At 67.8% G+C, this 25,663-nt stretch carries 28 protein-coding genes and 1 pseudogene; 14 read left to right on the forward strand and 15 right to left on the reverse strand.

Features of this window, described 5'->3' with window-relative positions; all coding sequences use genetic code 11:
- Positions 1-16: 16 nt before the first annotated feature.
- Complete coding sequence (locus FDZ84_RS31310; protein ID WP_210435241.1) at positions 17-1,234, forward strand: sensor histidine kinase; 1,218 nt, start codon at positions 17-19, stop codon at positions 1,232-1,234.
- Positions 1,234-1,866 carry a response regulator transcription factor gene (locus FDZ84_RS31315; RefSeq protein ID WP_168588801.1) on the forward strand — a complete coding sequence of 211 codons (633 nt, stop codon included), beginning with the start codon at positions 1,234-1,236 and terminating at the stop codon, positions 1,864-1,866. Before FDZ84_RS31310 ends, FDZ84_RS31315 begins: the two co-directional genes overlap by 1 nt.
- Here FDZ84_RS31315 and FDZ84_RS31320 read toward each other — a convergent pair.
- A complete protein-coding gene (locus FDZ84_RS31320; RefSeq protein ID WP_168588802.1) occupies positions 1,850-2,788 on the reverse strand; it encodes a class I SAM-dependent methyltransferase in 939 nt (312 codons plus the stop codon). The two genes, FDZ84_RS31315 and FDZ84_RS31320, sit on opposite strands and share 17 nt — an antisense overlap.
- A 12-nt stretch (positions 2,789-2,800) precedes the next feature.
- Entirely contained in the window at positions 2,801-3,256 is a 456-nt protein-coding gene (locus FDZ84_RS31325) for a hypothetical protein (RefSeq protein WP_246868561.1), read from the reverse strand.
- 268 nt (positions 3,257-3,524) lie between these two features.
- Between FDZ84_RS31325 and FDZ84_RS31330 the strand changes: the two genes are divergently transcribed.
- The 4 genes from FDZ84_RS31330 to FDZ84_RS31345 are packed head-to-tail and all read left to right on the forward strand — an operon-like array spanning position 3,525 to position 5,954.
- Positions 3,525-4,247, forward strand: coding sequence for a 3-keto-5-aminohexanoate cleavage protein (locus FDZ84_RS31330; protein WP_168588803.1), 723 nt, complete (start codon positions 3,525-3,527; stop codon positions 4,245-4,247).
- 32 nt (positions 4,248-4,279) lie between these two features.
- Positions 4,280-4,645: a PaaI family thioesterase gene (locus tag FDZ84_RS31335; RefSeq protein WP_168590482.1), complete on the forward strand. Its 366-nt coding sequence runs from the start codon at positions 4,280-4,282 to the stop codon at positions 4,643-4,645.
- A gap of 44 nt (positions 4,646-4,689) precedes the next feature.
- Positions 4,690-5,016 carry a helix-turn-helix transcriptional regulator gene (locus tag FDZ84_RS31340; RefSeq protein WP_168588804.1) on the forward strand — a complete coding sequence of 109 codons (327 nt, stop codon included), beginning with the start codon at positions 4,690-4,692 and terminating at the stop codon, positions 5,014-5,016.
- A complete protein-coding gene (locus FDZ84_RS31345; protein ID WP_168588805.1) occupies positions 5,013-5,954 on the forward strand; it encodes an SRPBCC family protein in 942 nt (313 codons plus the stop codon). Before FDZ84_RS31340 ends, FDZ84_RS31345 begins: the two co-directional genes overlap by 4 nt.
- Positions 5,955-6,037: 83 nt before the next feature.
- Here the strand turns inward: FDZ84_RS31345 and FDZ84_RS31350 are convergent, their stop codons facing one another.
- Positions 6,038-6,298, reverse strand: coding sequence for a hypothetical protein (locus tag FDZ84_RS31350; RefSeq protein ID WP_168588806.1), 261 nt, complete (start codon positions 6,296-6,298; stop codon positions 6,038-6,040).
- Between the two features lie 84 nt (positions 6,299-6,382).
- Positions 6,383-8,065 (reverse strand): DEAD/DEAH box helicase, encoded by a 1,683-nt coding sequence (locus FDZ84_RS31355; protein ID WP_168588807.1) that lies wholly within the window; start codon positions 8,063-8,065, stop codon positions 6,383-6,385.
- A gap of 864 nt (positions 8,066-8,929) precedes the next feature.
- Here FDZ84_RS31355 and FDZ84_RS31360 point away from each other — a divergent pair.
- A complete protein-coding gene (locus FDZ84_RS31360) occupies positions 8,930-9,259 on the forward strand; it encodes a putative quinol monooxygenase (protein WP_168588808.1) in 330 nt (109 codons plus the stop codon).
- A gap of 50 nt (positions 9,260-9,309) precedes the next feature.
- Here the strand turns inward: FDZ84_RS31360 and FDZ84_RS40205 are convergent, their stop codons facing one another.
- Positions 9,310-9,432, reverse strand: coding sequence for a hypothetical protein (locus FDZ84_RS40205; RefSeq protein ID WP_256413592.1), 123 nt, complete (start codon positions 9,430-9,432; stop codon positions 9,310-9,312).
- 138 nt (positions 9,433-9,570) lie between these two features.
- Here FDZ84_RS40205 and FDZ84_RS31365 point away from each other — a divergent pair, with 138 nt between their 5' ends.
- Entirely contained in the window at positions 9,571-9,894 is a 324-nt protein-coding gene (locus tag FDZ84_RS31365; protein ID WP_168588809.1) for a helix-turn-helix transcriptional regulator, read from the forward strand.
- Positions 9,860-10,246: a VOC family protein gene (locus FDZ84_RS31370; protein ID WP_168588810.1), complete on the forward strand. Its 387-nt coding sequence runs from the start codon at positions 9,860-9,862 to the stop codon at positions 10,244-10,246. Before FDZ84_RS31365 ends, FDZ84_RS31370 begins: the two co-directional genes overlap by 35 nt.
- 203 nt (positions 10,247-10,449) lie before the next feature.
- On the opposite strand, the gene FDZ84_RS31375 is transcribed toward FDZ84_RS31370, so the two are convergent.
- The 4 genes from FDZ84_RS31375 to FDZ84_RS31390 form a co-directional block, all read right to left on the reverse strand.
- Positions 10,450-10,965: a cupin domain-containing protein gene (locus tag FDZ84_RS31375; protein WP_168588811.1), complete on the reverse strand. Its 516-nt coding sequence runs from the start codon at positions 10,963-10,965 to the stop codon at positions 10,450-10,452.
- A 31-nt stretch (positions 10,966-10,996) separates the two neighbouring features.
- Positions 10,997-12,205 carry a cytochrome P450 gene (locus tag FDZ84_RS31380; RefSeq protein WP_168588812.1) on the reverse strand — a complete coding sequence of 403 codons (1,209 nt, stop codon included), beginning with the start codon at positions 12,203-12,205 and terminating at the stop codon, positions 10,997-10,999.
- Positions 12,205-13,311 (reverse strand): type III polyketide synthase, encoded by a 1,107-nt coding sequence (locus FDZ84_RS31385; protein WP_168588813.1) that lies wholly within the window; start codon positions 13,309-13,311, stop codon positions 12,205-12,207. The genes FDZ84_RS31380 and FDZ84_RS31385 overlap by 1 nt, the downstream gene beginning before the upstream one ends.
- A 1,501-nt stretch (positions 13,312-14,812) precedes the next feature.
- Positions 14,813-15,121 (reverse strand): DUF6221 family protein, encoded by a 309-nt coding sequence (locus FDZ84_RS31390; RefSeq protein ID WP_168588814.1) that lies wholly within the window; start codon positions 15,119-15,121, stop codon positions 14,813-14,815.
- Positions 15,122-15,663: 542 nt separating this feature from the next.
- Here FDZ84_RS31390 and FDZ84_RS41185 point away from each other — a divergent pair.
- Positions 15,664-15,753: pseudogene (locus tag FDZ84_RS41185) on the forward strand (hypothetical protein); the annotation flags it as partial.
- Between the two features lie 60 nt (positions 15,754-15,813).
- On the opposite strand, the gene FDZ84_RS31395 reads toward FDZ84_RS41185, so the two are convergent.
- Positions 15,814-16,779 carry a leucine-rich repeat domain-containing protein gene (locus FDZ84_RS31395; protein ID WP_246868563.1) on the reverse strand — a complete coding sequence of 322 codons (966 nt, stop codon included), beginning with the start codon at positions 16,777-16,779 and terminating at the stop codon, positions 15,814-15,816.
- Complete coding sequence (locus tag FDZ84_RS31400) at positions 16,776-19,772, reverse strand: glycoside hydrolase family 38 C-terminal domain-containing protein (RefSeq protein WP_168588815.1); 2,997 nt, start codon at positions 19,770-19,772, stop codon at positions 16,776-16,778. The genes FDZ84_RS31395 and FDZ84_RS31400 overlap by 4 nt, the downstream gene beginning before the upstream one ends.
- A 177-nt stretch (positions 19,773-19,949) precedes the next feature.
- Here FDZ84_RS31400 and FDZ84_RS31405 point away from each other — a divergent pair, with 177 nt between their 5' ends.
- From FDZ84_RS31405 to FDZ84_RS31415, 3 genes are all read left to right on the forward strand, one after another.
- Entirely contained in the window at positions 19,950-20,210 is a 261-nt protein-coding gene (locus FDZ84_RS31405; protein WP_168588816.1) for a Prokaryotic metallothionein, read from the forward strand.
- 488 nt (positions 20,211-20,698) lie between these two features.
- The gene (locus tag FDZ84_RS31410; protein WP_246868564.1) at positions 20,699-21,160 is read left to right on the forward strand and encodes a cupin domain-containing protein; all 462 of its coding nucleotides are present in this window, start codon (positions 20,699-20,701) and stop codon (positions 21,158-21,160) included.
- A 271-nt stretch (positions 21,161-21,431) separates the two neighbouring features.
- Entirely contained in the window at positions 21,432-22,202 is a 771-nt protein-coding gene (locus FDZ84_RS31415) for a putative protein N(5)-glutamine methyltransferase (RefSeq protein WP_168588817.1), read from the forward strand.
- Positions 22,203-22,212: 10 nt separating this feature from the next.
- On the opposite strand, the gene FDZ84_RS31420 is transcribed toward FDZ84_RS31415, so the two are convergent.
- Complete coding sequence (locus tag FDZ84_RS31420) at positions 22,213-22,371, reverse strand: hypothetical protein (RefSeq protein WP_246868565.1); 159 nt, start codon at positions 22,369-22,371, stop codon at positions 22,213-22,215.
- 172 nt (positions 22,372-22,543) lie between these two features.
- Here FDZ84_RS31420 and FDZ84_RS31425 point away from each other — a divergent pair, with 172 nt between their 5' ends.
- Positions 22,544-23,782: a DUF4241 domain-containing protein gene (locus FDZ84_RS31425; protein WP_168588818.1), complete on the forward strand. Its 1,239-nt coding sequence runs from the start codon at positions 22,544-22,546 to the stop codon at positions 23,780-23,782.
- A 61-nt stretch (positions 23,783-23,843) separates the two neighbouring features.
- On the opposite strand, the gene FDZ84_RS31430 is transcribed toward FDZ84_RS31425, so the two are convergent.
- From FDZ84_RS31430 to FDZ84_RS31440, 3 genes are all read right to left on the reverse strand, one after another.
- Entirely contained in the window at positions 23,844-24,374 is a 531-nt protein-coding gene (locus FDZ84_RS31430; RefSeq protein WP_168588819.1) for a gamma carbonic anhydrase family protein, read from the reverse strand.
- The gene (locus FDZ84_RS39595) at positions 24,371-24,493 is read right to left on the reverse strand and encodes a hypothetical protein (protein WP_371812931.1); all 123 of its coding nucleotides are present in this window, start codon (positions 24,491-24,493) and stop codon (positions 24,371-24,373) included. The genes FDZ84_RS31430 and FDZ84_RS39595 overlap by 4 nt, the downstream gene beginning before the upstream one ends.
- Before the next feature lie 459 nt (positions 24,494-24,952).
- The gene (locus tag FDZ84_RS31440; RefSeq protein WP_168588820.1) at positions 24,953-25,606 is read right to left on the reverse strand and encodes a helix-turn-helix domain-containing protein; all 654 of its coding nucleotides are present in this window, start codon (positions 25,604-25,606) and stop codon (positions 24,953-24,955) included.
- Between the last annotated feature and the right edge of the window lie 57 nt (positions 25,607-25,663).

Here is a 25,663-nt window from a genome sequence, read left to right on the forward strand (position 1 = left end):
TTCTAAGGTGTGCGCAGTGTCCGAAACGTTGTCCCCGTCCAGCCCCGGTCCGGGGGCGATCCCGCGGTTGATGCGGCTGGCGTTCCACACCGGATTCCTGCTGTTGCTGGGCATCGCGACCGCGCGGGTGTTCCTCACCCACGCCGCGGGGCCCACGAGCTGGCTGGCGGTCGCGATGGCCGTGCTGCTGACCGCGGTCTACGCGGCGGGCGCGGTGGTGCGCCACGCCCTGCACCGGCGGTGGCTGGCGATGACGTGGCTGGCGGCGGTCACCGCGGTGTGGGCGGGACTGCTGGTGATCAGCCCGGACTTCTCGTGGCTGGCGTTCCCGCTGTTCTTCCTGCACCTGCATCTGCTGCGGGGCCGGCACGCGCTCGTGGCGGTCGTGGTGGTGACCACCCTGGTCGTGACCGCGCAGCGCTGGCACGCCGGGGCCTGGAGCGTGGGCATGGTGCTGGGCCCGGTCATCGGCGCCGGGGTGGCGGTGGTGATCACCTGGGGGTATGCGGCGATCTACGCCGAGAGCCAGCGCCGGCAGGCCCTCATCGACGACCTCACCCGCACCCGCGAGCAGTTGGCGTCCACCCAGCACCAGGCGGGCGTGGCCGCCGAGCGGGAACGCCTGGCCCGCGAGATCCACGACACCCTGGCCCAGGGCTTGTCGAGCATCGTGCTGCTGCTGCGCGCGGCGGAGTCGGCGCTGCCGGCGGAGGCGGACAAAGCACGCGCCCGGATCGCCGAGGCGCAGCGCACCGCGGCGGACAACCTCGACGAAGCCCGCCGGTTCGTGCGCGACCTGCGGCCGCCGTCGCTGACCGGCGCGGGACTGCCGCAGGCGCTACGCCGGTTGTGCGAGGACACCGCGCGAGAATCGGGGATCGACTGCCGCTTCCAAACCGATGGCGTGCCGGTGGAGCTGCCCTCGGGTTACGAAGTCGCGCTACTTCGCGCAGCGCAGGCCAGCCTCGGCAACGTCGTCCGCCACGCCCGCGCCCGCACCACAGTGGTCACGCTCGGGCTCCTCGACACCGAGGTCACCCTCGACATCTACGACGACGGCGTCGGTTTCGATCCGGCCGCGGCCCGGCCCGCTGCGGATGGCAGCGGCTACGGGCTGACCGCACTGCGGGAACGCATCGGCGCGTTGGGCGGGCGACTCACGGTGGAGACCACGCCTGGCGATGGCACCGCGGTGGCTATCCGGCTGCCGCTGACCGACGAGGAGATCCGGTGATGGCCGAAGCGTTGCGCATCCTGCTCGTCGACGACCACCCGGTCGTGCGGCGCGGGCTCCGGGCGATGTTCGACGACCGCCCGGACATGACGGTGGTCGCCGAGGCCGCCGACGGGCAGGCCGCGCTGGAGGCGCTGGCGGGCACCACGGTGGACATCGTGCTGATGGACCTGCAGATGCCCACCGGCATGGACGGGGTCACCGCCACCCGCCGCATCAGCGCCGACGGCGGGCCGCCGGTACTGGTACTGACCACCTACGACTCCGACGCCGACATCCTCGCCGCGGTCGAGGCCGGCGCGACCGGCTACATGCTCAAGGACGCCCCACCGGGGCAGCTGTGCCAGGCGGTGCAGCTGGCCGCGAAGGGCCAGACGGCGCTGGCACCCGGGGTGGCGGCGCGGCTGCTGGGGCATCTGCGGCGACCGCAGCAGGCCCTGAGCCCCCGGGAGATGGAAATCCTGCAGCTGCTGGCGCAGGGCCTGTCCAACCGGGCACTGTCGAAAGCGCTGTTCATCAGCGAGGCGACGGTGAAAACGCACCTGGTGCACATCTACGACAAGCTCGGCGTGGACAACCGCACCGCGGCGATCACCACGGCGTTGCAGCGCGGCATCATCCGGCCGCAGTGACCGCCTCGAGCAGGTATGCCGGGCGCCACCAGTAGTCGGTCAGCCGCCGCGTGGTGATCTCGGCGAATCCGGTCTCGCGCAGCAGCGCCACCCAGCTGTCGACGGCCAGCTCGTAGTTGGTGGGCGCGGTGGTGCCGAACTTGCCGAGGATCACCGGCAGGATGAACCCGGCGCCGACGAGATCGCGGTCGGCGTGGTATTCGCGCAGGCCGCGTTCCACCCGGGCCAGGCAGTCGCGGAACCACGCGGGCTCCCACACCGAGGCGACCTCGACGTCGTCGAACTCCACCAGCGCGAACCGGCCGGTGTGCGCGGCGATCCAGCGCAGCACCCGGGTCTTGTCGCCGGCGGGCAGGGATTGCAGCGCGAAGGTGGACTGGATCAGGTCCCAGCGCTGGGTGTGGGTGGCGGTGAAATCCTGCGCGGTGTCCTGCCAGGCGTGGTGGGTGATGCCGCGGCGGGTGAGTCCGGCGGTGGTCTCGGCCAGCAGCGCACTGCTGGGTTCGACGACCCCGACGACGGGCTGGTGCTCGGTGAGCGCGGGCAGCAGCGCCAGCCCGTCCCCGGCGCCGATGTCCAGCAGCCGCTGGGGCCTCTGCTGCCGGTAGAGCCTGCGCAGCGCCGTGGATGTCGCCTCGTAGAGGCCGATGTTGCCGCCGCCCCGGATGAACGCCCGGAACGCCGCGGGCGAGTCGTAGACCGCGGTGGCATCGCCGTTGGCGGTGATCGCCGACAGCAGCCGGGCCAGCTCGCTGTCCGGGGTGAAGGCCCGGGCTGCTTCGGCGGCGCGGTGCGCGGTGGCGGCGTCGCCGCTGCTGTACGCCCAGATCGCCACGTACAGCGCGGATTCGGCGTCGTCAGGGGAGAGGTCGGTGGGCGCGGCCCCGTTGCGGTGGGCGTTGTGGACCTGATCGACCGTCACAGGGCTCCGTTTCTAGGGACTGCCGAGGTAGGACTTTCCGCGCGGGGACAACCGGAATCCGGCCTCATGGGGTTCGACGAGGCCAAGCTCGCGCAGCTGCCACACATCGGATTTGCAGCGCGACACCGGCCGTCCATGGTCGGCTGCGAGTTCGGCGGCGCGCAGGCCAGGGCACCGCCGCAGTGCTTCCAGGACGGTCCTCGTCCACGGTCCGCGCGGGGCGGAGACATCCAGCTGCGCCAGCTGCCGGTCGATCGCGGCCCGTTCGCGCGGACGCAGATCCACCGGTTGCGGCCGCAGCTCGGGTGCGGGGCCGCCGTAGCTGAGGACGAGGCGGTAGACCACGCCGCGGCCGTGCTTGTCCAAAGAGGACCGCAGTCCCGCGGCGGAGGTGAAGCCCGCGCGCTGGGCGTCGGCGTCGGTGATCCGGCCCGGATCGACCTCGGTGACCTCGCCGATGCCGATCAACCCAACCGCGGTGCCCAGCCACGATCCGGCCTGCGCCAGCGGCCTGCGCCAGCGGGCTGGGCCAGCGCTGGAACGCCAAGGTGATCTCGCCGCTGGCCACGCCCCGCAAGATCCGGTTGCTCAACACCACACCACCACGCTAGTACCCCCGCCACACCACCAGGTGCCCGTGGGGTCGCCCATCCGGGCGAGGCGAAGTCGCTGTCGATGATCACGAATCGGGGTCGCCAACTTCCGCGCGCCCGCCGGATCAGGGGAGAATCGGCGCATGTTGCAGGTCTGCCTCAACGGCGCGCGCTCCCCGCGCGAGCACTTCCACTTGCCCGTGCGCCCGGAGGAGCTGGCCAAGGCCGCCGCGGACAGCATCGCAGCCGGCGCCAACGACATCCATTTGCACCCCAAGGCGCCCGACGGCACCGACAGCCTCGATCCGCACCTGGTCGCAGCCACGTTGCGCGCGGTGCGGGCCGCCGCCCCCGCAGTCCCCGTCGGGGTCACCACCGGCGCGTGGACCGCACCGGACCCGGCGGACCGGATCCGGGCCATCCGGGCGTGGACGGTGCTGCCTGACCACGCCTCGGTCAACTGGCACGAACCCGGCGCCGACGACGTCGCAGCCGTGCTGCTGGAGCGCGGTGTAGGCATAGAGGCGGGCATCTTCTCCGGCACCGACGGCGACCGCCAGTTCCTGCGTTCCCCGCACCGCGCCCGGGTGCTGAGAGTGCTGGCCGAGGTCACCGACCTGACCGCCCGGGGCGCGGCGACCACCGCCGAAGCGCTGCTGGAGCGGCTGCGCCCGGCGGCGACGCCGATCCTGCTGCACGGCGAGGCCGCCGGGGCGTGGCCGGTGCTCACCGTCGCCGCCCGCCGCGGCTTGGCCACCCGCATCGGCCTGGAGGACACGCTGCTGCTGCCCGACGGGCAGGTCGCCGCCGACAACGCCGAACTCGTCACCGCCGCAACCCGGATTCTCACCAAGGAGGCCCCGTGACCGCCGTCGACCACCAGCAGCTCGCCGCGCTCATGCCGTTCGCGGTGTCGCTGGGCGTGCAGATCGACGCCGCGAGCGCCGAAGAGGTCCGCGGGCACCTGGACTGGTCGCCGCAGCACTGCACATCAGGGGGAGTGCTGCACGGGGGTGCGGTCATGGCGCTGGCCGACTCGATCGGCGCGGTCTGCGCGTTCCTGAACCTGCCCGAGGGCGCGCACACGGCCACGATCGAGTCGAAGACGAACTTCTTCCGCGCGCTGCGCGAGGGCGCTTTGCACGCGGTCAGCCGTCCGCTGCACATCGGCCGCACGAGCATCGCGGTGCAGACCGAGCTGCTGGACGACTCCGGGCGCCGCATCGGGCACACCACCCAGACCCAGGCCGTGCTCACCGCCTGAGCCACCCACCAGAAAACATATTTCCGGTCGGCTATATTGACCAGGTGGCAAGTACCTTCGAAATCCTGGCCGAACCACACCGCCGGGACATCCTCGACCTGCTGCGCACCGGGGAACGAGCCGTCGGCGACCTCGTCGACCGCCTGCCGCTGAGCCAACCCACAGTGTCCAAACATCTCAAGGTGCTACGCGAGGCCGGGCTGGTCGAAGTCCGCCAAGACGCCCAACGCCGCTGGTACCGGCTGCGCCCCGAACCGCTGGCCGAGATCGACGCCTGGCTGGCGCCCTACCGGCAAATGTGGCACGACCGGCTCGACGCCCTGCAACACCACCTCGACAACATGCCCGACCCAGAGGACACCCAGCCATGAACACCGACACGACCCTCACCATGATCGGCGACCACCCGGTGCTGCGCCTGCAACGCCTGCTGCACCACCCACCGGAGAAGGTCTGGCGCGCCATCACCGACCCGACCGAACTGACCCACTGGTTCCCAGCCCGCATCGACTTCGACCAGCCGACCCCCGGCACACCGATGCGCTTCACCTTCGAAGAACCGGACACCTCCGACGACGGGGAGATCCTCGAAGCCGACCCACCGAAGGTCTTCGCCTTCCGCTGGAACACCGACGTCATCCGCTGCGAACTGCACCCGCACCCCGAAGGCTGCCTACTAGTGTTCAGCCACACCCTGCGCGGACCCGACAGCGACCGTCCGTCCACCGCCCGCCACGCCGCCGGCTGGGACGCCTGCCTCGATAGCCTGACCGCCCGCCTCGAGGGCACGACCGCCGAATTCTCCATGCAAACCTGGTTCGAACGCGCCGAGGCCTACACCGAGCAATTCGGGCTCGGCGAAGGAAAACTCCACCCGACCGACAACGGCTGGACGATCCACTTCGAACGCGACTTCGTCCAACCACCCCAACAGGTCTGGGCCCTCATCACCGGCGACACCCACCCCACCACAGGCGACGAACCACCACTGCAGAGCACCCACGGATTCGGCCAGGCCGGCGCGCTCACCAACATCCAAGCCCTCAACATCCTGGAATACGCCTGGCAACCAGGCGGCACCGTGCGATTCCAGCTCCGCGACCAGAACCCCATCGGCACCCGACTGACACTGACCCATACCCTGCCCGCCACCCAAGCCACCGAACGGGCCACCCTGCTGGCGGCATGGCAGGTCCACCTCGAGATCGTGTTCGCAGCCCTGCACAGCGATATCCGCTGCCCATGGCCCACCGACCGCACCGAGCAACTGCGCGAGCACTACGCACAACACCTGCGCGACACCCCATGAGCTGAGGCGGACGACTGTAACGGAAACATCGTTCCCGTTACAGACCCCCGATCGGTCGTGCCCCAACGAAGTGCCAGTTCGCGTTAGGTGCGCGCGTTCAGCGCCTCTCGTGCGATGGCCTCCAGCTGATCCGAGCTGAGATCGCTACCGTCCAGCGGCTGAGCTTCCGCGATGGCGGCCGTCGACCGCTGCAAGCCGGAGTTGTAGTGCTCCCCAGTGAACTCAGTGCCCGCATAGCGCAGCGAGTTCTTCGCAAGGTCGTCGACGTTGCCGGATCCGGGGGTATCGACCAGGTTCTTGAGGTCGGCGACGACACCCGGGCTGGTCGTGTCGACAAACGACACCGCCACCAGTGCACGGTGGTCCTGCTCGTCGCGTGCTTCCGAGTTCGGCCTGCTCGTGCCGGTGTACCTCTGTTTCAGTAGCGATCAGCTTGTGCGCAGCTCTTCGACAAGTCCGGGCAGGTCGTCGAAGCAGCGCCAGATCGGTATCCGGACGACCTTGCCGTTGGTGGCGTCGTCCATGAGCTCTTGGGCGGTGCAGAGCTGGCGGAGATTTCTCCCCAACGTACCGGTGGAATCGGTGCCGGTTCCGCTTCGGTCGAGAAGCACCGCGACTGGCCCGTTGGCTGAGCGGATCATCAAGTCGGCGCGGTGGCCGCCGACGTCGGCACCTGTTTCGACCGGTACGCCCGCCACGATGAGGCGTTGGTACAGCTTGGCGAGCGGTTCGTCCATGTCGGGAACGGAGTCGTCTTGGATCTCGGCGTTCTCTGCTTGGGCGAGCAGACTCCGCAGCAAGCCACTGGTTTTCCGCCACAGGTTCGCATCGCCTACCACGATCAGCCGGGATATCGCGCGCGTGAAAGCCACGTTCCAGAGATTCTGGTGGCTCGCGAGCCATTTGACGGACTTCGGCACGGCGCCCTGCGAGAGGGTAGGAGAAAGCAAGATCACGTCACGCTCCCGGCCTTGGAAGGTGTGGACCGTGCCTACTTGCACCTCAGGGACACCGCGAAGGAGGTCGCGGATCCTCGCCCGCTGTGCTGCATACGGGCTGACAACACCGATGGATTTGGTTGCGTTCCCGGCGCGGATCTCGTTCACGACGGCCAGCACCCGCGCAGCCTCGTCGTCATTGACCCACGACCCGTCCGGAGTCCTTTCGCAGTTGCTGCTGAGGTGATCCCACCGCACAGGCTTGTCGTCGCCTGTCATGAGATTCGCCGGATTCGTGAGCACCCGGAGCCTGTTCCCGTAGACCCGTTCGTTCACCGTCTGGACGATTTCCGGGTGGCACCGGTAGTGCTCGTCGAGCCAGAACACTTCGCCGGTCGCGGCGGCAGCAGCGTGATAGGCGGAGAACCGGCCGTGGTCGAACTGCCGACTTTGCAACCACTCGTCGGTCAGCCCGGCTTCCGCCGCGGCTCGGTCAAGGTGCCCCAACTCCAGCTTGGTGATGTGGCTGAGTTGGTGCGGATCGCCGATGATCAACGCCCGCTTGGCCCGGAAGAGCAGCGGGAGCACCTGCGCCACGGGGCACTGGCTCGCCTCGTCGATGATCACCAGGTCAAACAGGCCCGGCTTCGGCACGATGCTGGGCCGTGTCGCGAGCGTTGTGGTCGCCCAGGCAGGAACGAACTTAAGCAAGCGTTGGAAGCCGGCCCAGGGCTTCGCCTCCTGGCCGGAGAGGGCAGTGGCCCGATCAAGGATGACATCTTCACCAGCCTCGACTTTCAACCGCAGCGTCGAGCGCAACAACTCGGCACTCGCCTGCCTGTGGCTGTCCTGCGCCGTACGCAACGCGCCAAGGACGCTGCGCTCATCAGGGAGGCTCTGCAGATGTTGCTTGCAGCGTCGGACATCCAGCTCGGCGCTGATCAGGTCCCGCCAGGTGGGCAGTTGATCCATTTCGATGTTCAAGTGCCGGCGGAGCATCCATCGGTCCAGGAAGCCGAAGAGTCCCCAGTTCGAAGCTCGATGCTCCTGTCTCCGCCACCGGCCGAGCAGATAGTCGGAGAGCCCCACGAAGTGGAACTCCTCCAGCGGTGTCGCGTCCAGGAAAGGTAGAACGTTCTTCGGCAGGTTGTTAGCAAGAACTGGCAGGCACACGCTACGTGGCAGCAACCGGCGCGGGTGAAGCTAATATCGTGAATACCCGAACGGAGTAGAGATCTTGGAGTATTTGCCAGCTGACAGCGCTCACCACATTGCACATTCGACTTGCTTCGTGTGGCGCGGTGAGATGTTGCGGCATTCAGCTGCGCATCGACCGGCAGGGTTGCCCCTGCCGGTCGACCTCTGAGCGGGCAGCGAGTACGGTTCGAATCAGGCGACCGTGCCTTCCCGGCCGCGCTACTACACCAAATGCCGACGCACGTGCTGCACCGGATGCGGTTGCTGGTGCGGCCGGACACGGTGCTCCGGTGGCACCGCGACCTGGTAGCCCGTCGTCACGCCGCCCAGTCCCGGTCCAAGCGCGGGGGTCGGCCGCGCACCATACACTCCGTCCGAGCCCTGGTGCTGCGCCTAGCCAGCGAGAACCCGAACTGGGGATATCGTCGCCCGCACGGTGAGCTGCTCGTCCTCGGAGTGAAGGTAGCCGCGTCAACATTCCGGGAAATCCTCAAAGACGCCGGGATCCCACCCGCAACCCGAACGCGTCTCCAGCACCTGGGCGGACTTCCCGCGCTCCCAAGCAGACGCACTCCTCGCGTGCGACGTCTTCGAGACGATTACCTTGTCCTGTACATACTCGCGGTAATTGACACTCAAGCCGCCGTATCCTCATCCTCGGCGTGACCCGCACCCGTCCGCCTCGTGGGTCGTGCAGGCCGCCAAGAACTTGGTCATGGACCTAGCTGAGACCGCAGCTGCTGAATCGCCGACCAGCCCCAACGACCCTGCGAAAGGACACCTAGGATCTTCGGCGTTCCCGAAACCCGAGCAACCCAACCGGTTGGAGGAGTACCCGCGATGATCTTCATCACCGCCAAGTTCCGAATCCGCCCCGAACACGCCGACCAGTGGCCACAGATCGCCGCCGAATTCACCCAGGCGACCCGCGCCGAACCCGGCTGCCTGTGGTTCGACTGGTCCCGCAGCCTCGACAACCCCAACGAATACGTCCTGGTCGAAGCCTTCCGCGACGACGAAGCAGGCACCGCGCACGTCCAGTCCGAACACTTCAAGAAGGCGCAGCAGACACTGCCCCCGCACCTCGCCGAAACCCCGCGGATCATCAACACGACCCTGGCTCAGCAGGACTGGTCCCTGCTCGGCGAAATGGCCGTGCCGGAGAACTGAACCGCCTGGGGGTCGAGTGCGATACCACCGCACCCGACCCCCAGCGCCCATCAGCCCGACGACCGCGCCAGACCCGCCAGTAGCGCAGCGAACAGGTCAGGGCCGGCGACGACGTCACGCCACGACCACGGCCCCAGGAAGCTGCCGTGCACCAGCCCCACCGTCGCTGCCATGCCCGAAGCCTAGGCAAGAACTCGCCGAGCCCACGCTGTTCACCCCGCGCTGACCACCGCCTGCGAAACACAGACCGGGCCTTCGGGCGAAGCGAACCCAACTTGATAGGCAAGTCATGACTTGCCTATGCTGTGCGCATGGCGGAGGATGTCTTCAAGGCCCTCGCCGACTCCACCCGCCGACGCATCCTCGATGAGCTGGTGGAACGGGACGGCCAGACCCTATTCGAGATCTGCACGCGGCTCGTGACCAAACACGGACTCGGACTATCCCGCCAGGCGATCAGTCAACACCTGGCAGTACTGGAATCCGCAGGTCTGGTCCGTTCACGGCGCCAAGGCCGCTACAAATTCCACGACCTGAACACCAAACCCCTTGAGCGCATCATCACCCGCTGGCTCAAGCCCGACACAACGGAGGAACCCCATGAAGATCCACCTCACCAGCGTCTTCGTCGATGACCAGGACAAGGCCCTGCGCTTCTACACCGACATGCTCGGCTTCGCGAAGAAACACGAGATCCCGCTGGGCAAGGACCGCTGGCTCACCGTGGTCTCACCAGAAGACCTCGACGGAACCGAACTGCTGCTGGAACCCGACAGCCATCCCGCCGTGAAGCCATACAAAGAGGCGCTGGTCAAGGACGGCATTCCAGCAGCCTCCTTCGCCGTGGAGGACGTAACCGCCGAGTTCAACCGACTGCGCGAACTCGGGGTCCGCTTCACCCAAGAGCCGCTGGAAATGGGCCCGGTCACCACAGCGGTCCTAGACGACACCTGCGGCAACCTGATCCAAATCGTGCACAGCAAGTAAGAAACCCGCGCCGATGCCAGCCACAACCGCATCCGCGGTCGGTCGCGCCGGACCCCGCCCAAGACCCTCGATCCCACCCGAGTCCGGCGAAGACCGGCCCAACCAGCACGATGCTGACATGAACGAGCACGGGACTAGCGCTGGACTAGCGCAGGTGCAGGGCGAACACCGAGATCTCGCACGCTCCTTGTCGTAGCGCCACCTCAAGCCTCGAACCGCAACGGCGTCAACTGCTCGATGTCATGACGCAACCGCAGCTCAGCCACCGCAGCACGATCCACACCACCCGGCGCCTCCAGAATCTCCAACAACTCCTCGAAATACCGCTCATGATGCGAAGGCGGCGAAGACTGGAAGAACATCCGCGCCACCACATCACCCCGATTGGCGAAAGCATGCGGACAACCAGGCGGAACGAACATGACACTGCCCGGACCAGCACGACACACCCGCTGACCCGATTCCCCCTCCCACTCCGACCAACCATCCCCGCCGCGAACGACCGGTTCGAACGCCAACACCTCCAGCTCACCCTCCAGCACGTAGAACAACTCCTCGCTGCGGGCATGCACATGCGCACCGACATCGAAACCCGGCGGCACCACCACCTCGAAACTTGACGCCGCCATCGAATGCACCCCGGTGACCTTGAACGTCACATCCTGCGCACCCGTGACGATGCGCTTCCCACCGCCAGGCGGAACGACGAAACCCTGCATCAACCCACCACCTTCCCCGAACCAACAACGATCACCAGGACACCGGCAGATCAACCGGACCACGGATCATGACGTCCCGCCGCCACCGCACCTCATCCGGAGAAACCGCCAACCGAAGCCGGGGGAGACGATCCAACAACACCCCCAGCAGAACCTGCGCCTCCATCCGCGCCAACAACGGCCCCACGCAGTAATGCGGACCATGCCCGAAAGCCAGATGCGGAACCTCCGCACGATCCAGATCAACCCGCTCCGGATGCGGGAACACCTCCGCATCCCAATTCGCCGCCACATAAGAGATGTGCACGACATCCCCAGCCCGGATCCGAACACCCCGAATCACGACATCCTCGGTGGCAACCCGCGGCTGCCCCACACCGCGCTTATGCGGAACAAAGCGCAGCAGTTCCTCCACCGCATGCGGAATCAGCCCCGGCTCAGCCACCAACCGCTCCCACAAACCCGGCTCGGTCAACAGCACATACAGCATGCTCGAACTGTTGTAGCGCACCGCATGCCACCCGTTCAGCGACACCAGCACAACCAACGCACCCAGTTCCTCATCACCGATCTCGCCACGATCACGGGCATCCGCCAGCACCGTCACCAGATCATCACGCGGCCACGCACGACGCCGCGCCACCAACTTCTGGAAGTACGCGTACAACTCCTCCTTGATCCGACCGTTGCGGGCAACCTCCGCCTCATCACGAGCCATGCTGAACAACGTCTCCGCGCACCACATCAACCAGGACCGGTCAGCCACCGGAATGCCCACCACCTCACCGATCATCGTCATCGGAAACGGCGCCACCACGTGCTCGACCAGGTCAGCAGGCCGCCCCGCAGCCACTAGCGCATCCACCCGCTCGGCCACCACCTGCTCGGCATGCACCCGCAACCGCTCGACGTTGCGCTGCGCGAACACCTTCGCCGCCACCCGCCGGATCCGCGCATGCTCAGGCGGATCCGAATAGCTCACCGCCCGATCCAACGGGATAACGTGCTTGGTCATCCGCGGAAACGGACGACCCGCGATCGCCGCCCGGCTGAACCTCGGATCCGAGGTGACGAACTTGACGTCCTCGTACCGCGTCACCAGCCACGCCTCGCCCTCACCGAAGCGCATCCGGATCCGGGCCACCGGCTCGTCCCGGAGGAACCCGGCCAGATCCGGGTCGAAACCCACCCCGGAAATGTTCGGCGGATCGTAGGACCGAAGAGGGCACCCATCCGACATCAACGACCTCCCAACGACGGGACGGACTCACTCCGAGGACGGACGAACGTCACCTGCGGATCCGGCAACCAACTGCCGACCGCCATCTCCGCGCTGATACCAGGACCGAAACCCGCGATCAGCCCACGCGCCCGAGCAGTCAGCGAATCCTCGTCGAACATCCGCAACAACGCATCGAGCACGACACCGCTGGCGATGTTGCCGTACTCGGTAAGCGTCGCCCGGCTGAACCGGAACGCCACCGGAGGCACCCCCAGGAACTTCGTGAGGTCATCGAGGATCCGCGGCCCACCGGCGTGGACGATGTAGAAGTCCAGCCCGGCGACATCCCACCGATGACGATCCACCAATGCGCGCAGCGCGGGCGCCAGCGGCTCCATCGTCGTCGGCACCCGCTTGTCCAACCGGAAGTGGAAACCCGTGTCCTTGACCTGGTAGGAAATCCACTCCTCGGTGTCCGCGATGATCGCCGAGGCGTTGCGCTCCAGGAGAACCCCGCTACCACCGGCACCACGCACAACAGCAGCGGCGACCGCGTCACCGAACAGCCCGTTGGACAACAACGAACCGATGTCGTGGTCGTCGGGCTGATAGCACAACGAGCAGAACTCACAAGCGATGATCAGGGCGTTCGATTCGGGGTAGGCGGTGCAGAAGTCGTGAGCGCGGTTGATCGCCGCACCGCCCGCGGCGCACCCCAACTGGGCGATCGGCAACTGCCGGGTGTCGTGGCGGAACCCCATCGAGTTGATCAGCCACGACGTCAGCGACGGCATCATGAACCCGGTGCACGACACGTACACCAGCAGGTCGATGTCCTCCGCGCGCAACCCGGAGTTGGCCAGGGCCCGGGCCACGACGGCGGGTACGCGCTGCTTGGCGTGCTCCTCGTAGATCCTGTTGCGCGCCTCGAACCCCGGGTGCAGCAGCGTTTCGGAGATGGGGCGGATGAGGTGGCGCTTGCGGACCCCGGTGTTGCTGATCAACCGCAGGACCAGGGGAAGTTGTGGATGGTCGGCGTGGACACGTCGGGCGAGTTCGAGGGTTTCCTCCGCCGTGATGACGTGTTCGGGAACTGCAACCGCCGGTCTGCACAGGACTGCCACCAATGCCTCCAGAAGTAAGAGCGCACAGGTCTTGCTGTCGTGGAGTGGAATGGGTTCGCCATTCATCATCCGGCGGGGGCGGCATCGCTGCGACCGCCCGGAGCACCGTTTCCCCCGGCATAACCACTGATGGAGGGATTTCAGCCTTGGAAGCAAGGGGAGTGGCGTCGAGATCGGCGGCCGATCGCTGGGCGGCGATGGGCACGAACAACGCGGTGTGCAGACCAGCTGATCTCGACGCGCTGGTCGAACGGGTGCCGACGCAACACAACCGTCAAGAGGACCGCCGGCGGCGGGCGCGGTGGTGCTCGTCGATGTTGCACGCCTTCACGGCCTCGACCCGAAACCCATGGAGTGTCCGGCTGGAGGAGGGCTTCTGTCCGTTCCGCATTACTTAACATAATGTACATTATCGGCGTTTGATCGACCTGCGGCGACGGGCCCCAGAAGGGCCTTTGCTGCGCCCCGTCGGCCCTGGCCACCTCGCCGCATCGGACGTCGACTTGCGTGACTTCATGCTGGGCGCCGACAGGACCGGCCGGTGACGCATTCGGCGCCGGACGCGAACCCTGAAGCCGCGTCGCAATGAGTCAACACTCGTGGCGCTTCGTTCTCGCAGTCGTCGCGCGGATGGCCGAGCTCGACGAGCCAGCCGACGGCGCGACATGACGACCAAGCTCTCATGCAGCCAAGCAGGCTTCCTTCCGCAACCTATTAACGTCACAGTGACAAAAATAGGCGGGTAAAACCCCCGGAGCGCTCATCTGCAACATCGATGGAGCCGACTCGGTCCATGATGATCCAAATGGTCTGTAGCAGACCGATCTTGATTCCCAGGACGCCCACGCCGTCGGGGCGACTTGGCGGCATGATCAACCGACAGGCGCGCGATGCGCCGTCGCCAGAGAAGCTCGCTGTGCATGCATTTGTGACAGAAGTTGATCAAGATGGGCGGGCACCCTCCATCCCCTGTGAAGGCCCCTGGGTCTACTCCTGTAGGCCCTTCTCCATTTGATGGATAATCAACATTATCCATCAAATGGAGAATATTTCCGTTGCACTGTCTAATGAAGCCCAAAGGCTCCCTTCCTCGCGCCGCATGCGGTTTGGCGCGTTGGTTGTCCCTGACCGCGGCGGGTAGCCCTAGAGTCCCCCTCATGCCGTGCTGAGAGTGCTCCTTTCCCCCGCAGCCCACCAGTCTGCGGTCCCCTGCCGGCGCGTGCCACCACGCGGGCTTTCCGCGGCGGCGCGGACACCGTTTCCACCGGGCCGTTGCCGAACACGATGTCGTGCCGCCTGAACCTGCCGCCAGCTCATCGCGATCTTGCGGAGGCGCCGGCGGATCCTGAACCAGGCAGGTATCGGCCGGCTGACGTTGACCACGAGGTGACGCTATTGCAGTCCAACTTGGCCGAGATCGGGTGATGCTCAACCTCGAGCCGATCGCTTTCGCGGATTACCTGTGGGACCGGATCGGCACGACCGGCACGGTGAGCGGGCATCAGGGTCGCCAGCGGGCGCTGTAACCGGGGCGGTCGGAATAGGGCAGGCCGAGCAGGGCCCGGGTGGGGCAGCCGCGCTCGTCTTCCGGCGGATAGCTCTCCCCCAGCGTGTCGCACGGGCCCTGGCCGCTGCCGCAGTGGTGGTGGGTGGTCAGCAGGCGGGTCTTGAGTTCGCATTCGCGGAATCCCCGGATCGGGGTGATCAGGCATGCATGGGTGGAGCCGGTTTCGGCGTCTTCCCTAGCGACGCGCAGTAGTTCGAGGTCGATGTCGAGCTGCCGGAGCAGGAACTGGACGAACCGGTCCATCTGGCGCACTCCCCTTGTCTGCGGTGGTTGGTCGGTCACAGACAGGGACGCGATGGCGGTTCGGTCGTGATGGCGGTGGACGACGTGATGGCGGTGGATGACGTGATCGAGCCATCCGGGCCATCTCATGTGGTGGCTTGTTGACCGAATGTTGGCGGGTTGTAGCCAACAATCCCGGGGTCGCGGCGCTGCTGCGTACGGTCCGGTTTTCCAGGCTCGGCCCTGATCACGATGGTTCGTCCGGTTTGGGAGTGTCTATGGTGCTGCGGGGTGTGCGGGTGGCTCGTCGGATGTTGCTGGCTGGCGGTCGGGGTGTGCGGGATGGCGGCGTTGGCTGCGCGGTCGCGCGGGTCGTCGGTTGCGCCGGAGATCGCGTCGATTGGCAGGCGCGGGAACCCTGTTCGGCGGCGGTTGGCGTGCTCGACAGCAAGCCGGGAAGATCATCGTGCACCACATGGCGACGACACGTCGCAGGTAGCGCTCGCGCGCGGCGCAGGTGCTGTTGACCTCCTGCGCGTTACGTGGCCGCAGATGCCCGTTACGTGGCCGCAGATGCGCGTTGCGGGGACCGGATGGGCACTGTGGTGCGGGAATTCCAGGCCTCGGACGGACTGGAAACCACGGGTGTGGTGGACCCTGCCTTGATGCCCAGCTCCCGGGCGACCTGCGCGATCGGCTTAGGCCGCGGCGTTTCAGAGCAGGACCGCGCATCCCCGGTGGCGCAGTTCGTGGAGCCAGCCGGGGCGCTGGTCGAGTTTTGTCCAGCGCAGGTCGAGTTTGGTTTGCCGGGGCAGGGCAGCGACGCTTTCGGGTAGTTCGCGAAGTGCGGTGGCGCGCAGGTCGAGGTGGGTCAGTTCGGTCAGCGCGCCGATGGATTCCGGCAGGCGCTGCAGTGGGTTGTTGCGCAGTTCCAGGTGTTGCAACTGGCGCAGACCGGGCAGGGAGTCCGGCAGCGCGGTGATCCGGTTGTTGCGTGCGTGCAGTTCTCGCAGCCGGCGCAAACCGCCCAGCGTGGACGGCAGTTCGGTCAGCGCGTTGTTGTAGAGCCGCAGTTCGCGCAGGTTTTTCATGCCGCTCAGGGATGCGGGCAGTTCGGTGAGCTGGTTGTCGGAGAGGTTGAGGTAGTCCAGGGCTTGCAGGTCGCCGAGTGCGGCGGGAACGTGACGCGGCTGGTTATTGCTGAGGTAGAGGTAATCGCTGAGCTGCGGTAGGTCGCCGACGGCGGCGGGGATTTCTTTCAGCTGGTTGTGGCCGAGGTCGAGCATCCGCAGCTGCGACAGCGCCCGGATGGTTTCGGGGATTTCCACCAGGTTGTTCTCGGCGAGGTTGAGGGCGTGCAGGGTCGTGGTCTGCCACAGGGCGTCGGGTAGTGCGGTCAGGTGGTTGCGGCCGACGCTGAGATGCCGCAGTGCGGGGCCGAATTCACCGGGCAGGCTGGTGAGGTCGTTGTCGTAGAGCAGCAGGGTGTGCAGCTGCGGCAGCGTCGCGACCGATGCGGGTATGTCGCGGATGGTGTTGCCGTCGAGGTCGACGTGCCGCAGCTGCCGCATGCGTGCGATCGCGCCGGGGACCGCGGTCAGCCCAGCACCGGCGGCCAGTACCGCGACTGGTTGGCCGTCTTCGCGGCGGACCGCGTCGTCGGGGAGTTGTGTGGTCATTGGGTGGGGCGGGCGAAGCGCAGGGTGCGGATCTCGAAGGGTCGCAGCCTCAGGTCCAATGCTTGGGTGGTGGCATTCGGTTCGGCCAGGGGACGTTCGAGCAGGTCGGTGCGGGTCACCGAGGTGGCTGGGAAGGAGATGGTCAACCGTGCCCGGGCCCGGCCGCCGCGTGACTCGTAAAGTCGCACCACGAGGTCGCCGCTGCGGTCGTCGGCGAGTTTGACCGCTTCGACGACCACCGCGTCGTTGTCCACGGCCATCAGCGGCTCTACTGGGTGGGAGCCGCTGATGGTGCGTTCGGGCAGGTTGATGTGGTAGCCCTCGCGGATGGCTTCGCCGATGTTGGCGCCGGCGACCAGGGCGTAGCGCAGCCGGTGGTGGCCGTGGTCGGTGTCGGGGTCTGGGAAGCGGGGCGCGCGCAGTAGCGACAGCCGTACGGTGGTGGTCGTGCCGCCGTCGGGGCGGGTGTCGCGGGTGACGTCGTGGCCGTAGGTGGAGTCGTTGACCAGGGCGTGGCCGTAGCCGGGTTCGGCGACGTGCAGGAAGCGGTGTGCGCAGATCTCGAACTTGGCCGCGTCCCACGAGGTGTTGGTGTGGGTCGGGCGCATGACGTGCCCGAACTGGGTTTCTGCGGCGGAGCGGTCGGCGTGCACGTCCAGCGGGAAGGCGGCCTTGAGTAGCTTCTCGGTTTCGTGCCAGTCGATGTCGGTGTCGATGTCGACGCGGCGGGAGTTTGCGGCGAGGCTGATGTGCTGGACCAGTGCGGACTTGCCGAAGCTGCGGCGAACTCGGACGGTGTCGCCGGCGAGGTCGAGCTCGTCGAGGTCGGTGAGGTCGCGGGTGTGGTGGCGGTAGAACGCGTCGAGGTCCCAGGCGTCCCAGGCGTTGGGGTGGTCGGCGTGCAGTTGCAGCAGGTTCGCCGGGCCGGCCAGTGCTTCGCGTTCGGCGGCGTGGTCGTAGACCGAGGTCAGCAGCCCGCGGTGGTCGATGGTGACGCGTAGCAGCCCGTTGTCGAGGGTGATGGCGCCGTCGGGGTGGCGGGTGGCGGTGGGTGCCGCGGTGTTGGTGTTGGTGGCGGCGCCCAGCGCGGGGACGCCGTGGCGGGTGTGCGGGGCGGCGTTGAAGGTCAGCGGCCGGGTGGGTTCGCCGGCGAGGGCTTGCAGCGCACCGTCGATGATCGTTTCGAGTTCGGTGGCGATGCGGGCGTAGGTGGCCTCGGCTTCGCGGTGCACCCAGGCGATCGAGGAGCCCGGCAGGATGTCGTGGAACTGGTGCAGCAGCACCTGCTTCCACAGCCGGTCCAGGGCCTCGTGTGGGTAGTCGCGGCCGGTGGTGACGGTGGCGGTGGTGCACCACAGCTCGGCTTCGCGCAGCAGGTGTTCGCTGTGGCGGTTGCCCTGCTTGGTCTTGGCCTGCGAGGTGTAGGTGCCGCGGTGCATCTCCAGGTACAGTTCGCCGGACCACACCGCGGGGCGGGCGTGGTCGGTTTCTGCGTCGGTGAAGAACTCCTCGGGGGTGTCCAGGCGTACTCGCGGGGAGCCTTCCAGGTCGGCGGTGCGGTAGGCGCGGGCGAGCATTTCGCGGGTGGGTCCTCCCCCGCCGTCGCCGTGTCCGAAGGGCAGCAGGGAGCGGGTGGCGTAGCCGCGTTCGGAGAAGTTGGCGGCGGCGTGGGCGAGTTCGCTGCCGCTGATCTCGGAGTTGTAGGTGTCGGCGGGCGGGAAGTGGGTGAACACCCGGGTTCCGTCGATGCCTTCCCACCAGAAGGTGTGGTGGGGGAACTTGTTGGTCTGGTTCCAGGAGATCTTCTGGGTCAGGAACCATCGCGAGCCCGACAGTGCGACCAGTTGCGGGAGGGCGGCGCTGTAGCCGAAGGAGTCCGGCAGCCACACCTCGCGGGTCTCGATGCCGAACTCGTCGAGGTAGAAGCGTTTGCCGTGGACGAACTGGCGGGCCATGGCCTCGCCGCCGGGCATGTTGGTGTCGGCTTCCACCCACATCCCGCCGACCGGCACGAACTGCCCGGTGTCGGCGAAGGTGCGGACGCGGTCGAACAACTGCGGGTGGTGCTGCTTGATCCAGGCCAGCTGCTGGGCCTGCGACATTGCGAAGTGGAAGTCGGGGTGTTCGGCCATCAGGGCGGCGACGTTGGCGGTGGTGCGGGCGACTTTGCGGATGGTTTCGCGCAGCGGCCACAGCCAGGCGGAGTCGATGTGGGCGTGGCCGACGGCGGAGATCACGTGCGCGCTGGCGTGGGCGGGCCGGGCCAGGGTGTCGGCGAGTTCGGCGCGGGCGGCGGGCGCGGTGGCGGAGATGTCGTGCAGGTCGAGGCGGTCGAGCATGCGTTCCAGGGCGCGCAGGATCTCGTGGCGGCGTGGGGAGTCCACTGGCAGTTGCCGCATCAGCTGGTCGAGGACCTCGGTGTCCTGGACCAGTTGCCACACCGGTTCGTCGAGCACGGCGAGTTCGGCGCGGCGCAGCCGGTACAGCGGCGTGGTCTTGGTGGTGGGTTGGCCGCCGAGTTCGGTGGGTTGGAATCCGTTGGGGCCGAGGATGATGGGGTTGGCGGCGGCCTCGATGTACCAGGTGCGTTCGCGTCCGGCGGAGTTCCGCCCGGCGGGCAGGTGGGTGTTGCGGGGGTGCAGTCCCTTGATCGGGGTGCCGTCGGGGCTGTAGGCGAGGCCTTCGCATTGGAAGCCGGGGCGGTCGTCGTCGAAACCGAGGTCGACGACAGCTTCGATGACGCGGCCGTCCCACTGCGGCGGCACGGTCGCGGTCAGCCGGAACCAGCTGGTGCCCCACGCCGGTCCCCAGGCCTCGCCGATGGCGGCGGGCGCGTAATCGGCGTGCAGTGCCTCCGCGACCGGCACCGGTTCGCCGGGCGCGTGCCAGACGGCGACCTCGCAGGGCAGTGTTTCGGAGTAGTAGGCAGGGCGTAGGCGTTCGGCCAGTGCCCGGTCGAGGCGCTGTTCGACGATGTGGCGGTCGTCGTGCATGTGCTCCCCTGGTTTCCTTCGGCGTGGTCGTGATCATGCTGGCACATCACGGCGGCCGGCGGGTGGCTGTGGCGTGGGCGGTGACCGGAATCCTCCGGCGGCGCGGTTGCTGACCCATAAGTAGGGCCGCATGCTGCGGGTGTCCACTCCCCTTCTTTTCCGCAGAAAGGCGACACCATGGGGACCTGCGAAGTCTGCGGCAACGAATACTGGATGACCTTCGAAGTGCACACCGTCGGCGGCGGAGTGCACACCTTCGACTGCTTCGAATGCGCCACGCAGCGGCTCGCACCGCAGTGCGAGCACTGCGGGACCCGGATTCTGGGGCATGGCGTGGAAGCCAGCGGCCGGTTCTTCTGCTGCGCGCACTGCGCACGCCAGTCGGACCTGGCCATGGCCGGGGAACTGCGCGATACCGTCGGCGCCCACCCGGGCTGATGGTCCGCCCGGGGATGCGCGCAGCGTCCGCGAAGACCCTCGGGCTTGCCCCTGTCGGCGGTTGAGCACCCCATCCGAATCTTCGTTACCAATACGTTATTAATTGCCAGAAACGCGGGAACTACCTGCGACGACATGGCGGGTGAGACGGCTTCGTCCCGCCCGGTTCGCGCCGGTTGTCGTGAACGGGATTGACAACGGGATGAAGGACCGTCGACTCATCCCTCGTAGTTAGTGGAGGACGCCCCGATGGCAGGTCTGGTTCGCTGGCTGGGCGGCATGGCGCGCGAGATGCAGCGGGCCCGCATGGTGATGCGGAAACCTGCGTCGAGCAGCCACGCCCGGCGCTGACCTTCGTCAGTACCCAACCCTGCCCGGCCGCTCGGCCGGGCGCGGTCGAGGCATCAGTCCGGCGGTCACGCGCCGCGACGCAACACCGGGGCAACCAACAACCGGGCGACTGATGCCAGAACCTGCTGGAGACACTGGTGCCGTGGCAGGCCTGCCACGGCACCAGTGCGTTTTCCCGGCCACCGTGGCAATCGCATCGACTTCGCGGCCGCACCCACTGGCTGACCGCCGGGATGTGCGCCCTGCTCCCGCGCGGTGTCACCCACGCCATGCGCAACCGCAGCGACACGGGCGGCGCGTTCTCGCTGCTGGAGGTCGCCGCCCAGGAGATCCCCCGGCACGTCCACCACGAAGCCGACGAGTGCATCCATGTGCTCGAAGGAGCGCTCACCGTCGAGTTCGGCGGGCGGAGCCACACCGCGACACGGGGCCGGTTCGTGCTGCTGCCGCACGGTGTTGCGCATGCCCTGCGGCCTGGATCCACACCGCCGCCGCGCGTGCTGCAGATTTCCTCGCCCGGCGGGTGGGACCGCTTCGCCGAGGACCTGATCGAGGACCGGGCCCAGGTGAGTGCCGCCGGCCTGCTGGACCCCGCCTAGCTCGGCACCATCGCCGCGAAGTACAGCTTCACCTACGAGCAGTGATGCGCGGTTCGTCCGGTGTGGACGGCGGTCCGGGTCCCGCTGGTGCGGCCGCCCGAGCCCGGGCCGGTGGCGCTGATGTAGTGTTGCCGCACCGTGCGCGACCGAGGAGGTGGGCCCCATTACCGTTGTTGCAGGTCGGGCGCTTCCCTCCCGCGGCCGTGATCCGCGTCGGTGAGAGCGCTCGTCGGATCGAAAGGCGCTCCCGATTTCTGCTTTACCGTCGTCGTTGTCGTATCCGGCCGTCGTGACCAGCCTGCGTGCCGCTGGTTGCGTGTTCGCTGAGGACGAGGCGCGGTTGCTGCTGTCTGCCGCCGCCGGCCCGGGTGAGCTGGCCGAGATGCTGCAGCGTCGTGTCGATGGTCTGCCGCTGGAGCAGGTGCTGGGCTGGGCGGAGTTCTGTGGTCTGCACATCGCCGTAACGCCCGGGGTGTTCGTGCCTCGCCGCCGCACCGAGTTCCTCGTCCGGCAGGCCGCTGCGCTGGCCCGTCCGCACTCGGTCGTGGTCGACCTGTGCTGCGGCTCAGGTGCGGTTGGCGCCGCCCTGGCCGCCGGGCAGCAGGTGGAGTTGTACGCCGCCGACGTCGATCCCGTTGCGGTGCGCTGCGCGCGCCGCAACCTCGCCGGTGCCGGTGAGGTATTCGAAGGTGACCTCTACACGCCGCTTCCGGTGGCGTTGCGGGGCCGCGTCGGGGTCCTGGTGGTCAACGCCCCCTACGTGCCTTCCGGCGAGGTCGATCTGATGCCACCGGAAGCGAGGCTGCATGAACCGCAGGTGGCGCTGGACGGCGGTGCCGATGGGCTGGACGTCCAACGCCGGGTGGTGACCGCGGCGCCGCGGTGGCTCGCGCCGGGCGGGCACCTGCTGATCGAGACCAGCCGCCGCCAGGCGCCGCACACCGCGGAGCTCTTCTCCTACGCCGGGCTGGTACCGCGGGTGGCCAGTTGTGTGGAACTGGATGCCACGGTCGTGGTGGGGGCCAGACCCGCGACGCCGTAGCGCTTTCCCGCTACCGGCCTGGTTGTCGGCCGGGCAGCTCCCCACCGGCGGCGGTCTCGAACCGGCGATGGGACGTGTTCGTCAGCGCGAGCACCAGGATGCCGACGACGCAGAGCACTCCGCCGGAGAGGGCCGCGAACGCCGCCGATGTCACCGGATGCCGTGTCACACCGCTGCCCTTCCGGACCGTCCGCTCGGGTCTGCCGGGACATTCATCGGTGGATGGTGGCGAGCCAGGAATAGGTCGGCGGCTACGGTCGCCTCACCCGGTGTTGCCAAGGGGCGTCCGTCTCCGGCAACCGGGGTTAGTGAAGGAACTCCCCGAAGGAGCGCTTTTGCCAGTGCCCGCCCCCGACTTCGAACGGCTCTTCGCTGCTGGAACGTGTCACACGCTGTCCCGCGGCGATGTCGCCACCGTCCGGCTGCGGCAGGACACCTCGCTCTGGCTGCCATCGGGGCGGGTTGTCGCCGGCGAGCCGTTCGGGTTTGACGATTCCGATGACGGGTTTGTCCAGCAGGTGCCGCCGGGCCAGTACCCGCTGGTGCTGGTGATCGCCATGTTCGCCAAGCGGGGCTACCTGCCTGCGCACGAGATGATCGCGGCGGCCCGGCTGGTGATCCGGGACGAGCCCGTCGTCTCCTGGGAGATGGCCGTGTGCGAAGGCCAGGACGTCTCCGAACTGGGCGACGACGAGTTCTTCGGCTACCCGGTCGACGGCGGCACCGGCGGCTTCGCCGACGCGGCGAACATCGCGCCGCTGCGCGAGGACCACGACGACTACTACGACCGGTTGATGACGGCTCGCAACGTCACGGGGTCCGACGGCACCGCGCCCGGGACGCTGACTGATGACGAGGGCAGGCCGCTGCTGGTGGCGTTCTCTTCCGGCGACGGGGACGGGGACTACCCGACCTGGGTCGGACGTACCGCCGACGGTGAGGTGGCCTGCTACCTCACCGACTTCTTCGTCCTGACCGACGACGAGTACGGCGAGGACAAGAGAGACGATGAGCCGCCCTCAGCTGATGGGGCGGGTGACGCGCTGAGCGAGGTGGCGCAGGGCCACGAGATGCGGGCCGGGCAGACGCTGCGCCAGCAAGCGCTCACCTCCCCGTCCGGCACCTGCACGCTCGTCCACCAAAACGATGGAAACCTCGTGCTTTACAACAACGAGGGACGGGGAGCAGTGTGGTCCACCGGCACTCAAGGGCACGGGCCCGCCCGTTGCGTGCTGCAGGCCGACGGCGACTTCGTCATCTACGACGGCCAGGCCCGTGTCGTATGGTCCACCGACACGGCGGGCAACCCGGGCAGTGTGCTTGCCGTACGCGACGACGGCCTCGAACTGCGCGCCCCCGACGGCAGCGTGCTCTGGAGCGTGCGGACCGCCCTCGGCACAGCGGCCACGCCACCGCGTCCGGAGAGTGCGACCGTGGCACGGCCGCTGTCTCCGGGACAGCACCTGACCTCGGGTCACACCCTCTCCCGTCGGCTCGTCGAGAAGTCCCCGCTCGAGAAGTCCCCGCTCGAGAAGTCCCCGGTGAAGCCGGCTATTGCCGCCGACGGGGCCGACGCCTAACCGGAAAGGGCAAGCGCGGCCTGCGCGGGTGATCGGAACTCCAGTGGCCCGCTTGGCGATGTCAGCTCAGGGCTTCGCGGTGTTTGGCGGCCAGGGCGATGTAGTGCTCGGCGGAGAGCTTCAGACCGGCCTGTTCCTCGTCGGTCAGTTCGCGGCGGACCTTGCCTGGGGTGCCGGTGACCATCGAGCCCGGCGGGATCCCGGTGCCCTCCAGCACCACCGCACCGGCGGCGATGAGGGAACCGGCACCGATGTGTGCTCCGTTGAGCACGACCGCGCCCATCCCGATCAGGCAGTTGTCCTCGACGGTGCAGCCGTGCAGCACGGCTTTGTGGCCGACGGTGACGCCGGCGCGGATCTCGGCCGGGAAGCCGGGGTCGGCGTGCACGACGCAGCCGTCCTGGATGTTGCTGCCGGTGCCGATGCTGATGTTCTCCTGATCGCCGCGCAGCACGGCGTTGTACCAGACGCTGGCACCGGCGGAAAGCCGCACGCGGCCGATGAGCGCGGCGCCGGGCGCGACGAAGGCATTCACGTCGACCTGCGGGGTGATCCCGTCGATGGTCAACGTGACCGGGAGCCCTGAACTCACTTGTCCTCCTGTTTTTCGCCGCGCGTATCCCGTTGCCGCCGCAGCCAGTGCAGCCGCACCAGGCCTTCGCGTTCCAGCACCCGTAGCGCTTCCCGCAGCGGCGGCCGGCTGATCCCCAGCTCGTGGGGTCAGCCGGTTCTCCACGACGCGCTGCCCGCACAGCAGGTCGCCGCCGATGATCATGCGTCGCGGCGTCGCGGCGGCCAGTTCCACCAGGCCGGCGGGCCGACGATACTCGGGGCCCGGCGGGTGGCGGGGCTGTCTTCAACTGATCCGGTCACGACCAGCAGTCTCTCCTCCAGGGCCCGGTGCCGGAGCGGTTTTGCTTCAGCGGCCGGGCGCTGGCCCGCTTGGCACAACCTCGATGGACGAGCTTGTCGGCTTCCTCCTGTCTGCTGTCGTGCGGCTGAACCGCAACAAGCGGTCGGTGGCGCTGGATTTGAAGACCCCGAGGGCAAGCCGCTGCTGGAGTTCTTGTTGGGCACCACCGATGTGCTGGTGGAAAACCTGCGGCCGGGTGCGCTGACCGGGCTGGGCTTCGGCTATCCGGCCGCGACGTGGTCGCGTCGACTGAACGTTCAGAACGAGGGCGGTGAGTTGACGCAGATCACGGTCGCCGGAACGTCGCCGATGTTCTTCCACCAGTGCGGGAGCGATGACTGGAACGTGACGGTGTCACCCGGCTCGAGAACGTGCGACGCGTGGGCGACGTGTACCTCGAACCTGCCGGTGAGGACGTGCACGGTGTCTTCGCCCTTGTGTTGGAACGGCCGGGCGCTGCCCTCGAAGCCCACGGGTATCTCGCAATACAGCATCGCCAGGCCGCGCTGCAGATCGGGGGAGAGCAGCTCGTAGACGAGGCCCTCGAAGGGAATCACTAGTCGCTTGCGGTCGTCGGGTCGCACGACGGCGCACTGGTCCGGGCGCAATTCACTGTGTTCGGCCTCGCCGCGGTCGTGGCCCGCCGACGGCACCTGGTGAAACAGGTCGCTGAGCCTGATGCCGAGCGCGGCGGCGATCTTCTGCAAGGTGAGCAGTGACGGGTTGCCACTGCCGCGTTCGAACTTGCTGAGCAGGCCCTCGCTGATGCCCGACTGCGCGGCGAACGCCTTCAGCGACAGTCCGCGGTCGCGCCGCGCATCGCGCAGTAGCTGGCCCAGCACCGCGGCGTCGGCCAGTGCAAGTTCCGCCTCGCGGCTATTCGGGACGGACGTCGATGTCGTCGGACTCAAGGGACACCCTTCAGGGTCGGCAGCATCAGTATGTTGCGGAACCATTCACTATAGTGC

Source organism: Saccharopolyspora sp. ASAGF58, from assembly GCF_012277335.1.
Lineage (GTDB): Bacteria > Actinomycetota > Actinomycetes > Mycobacteriales > Pseudonocardiaceae > Saccharopolyspora > Saccharopolyspora hattusasensis.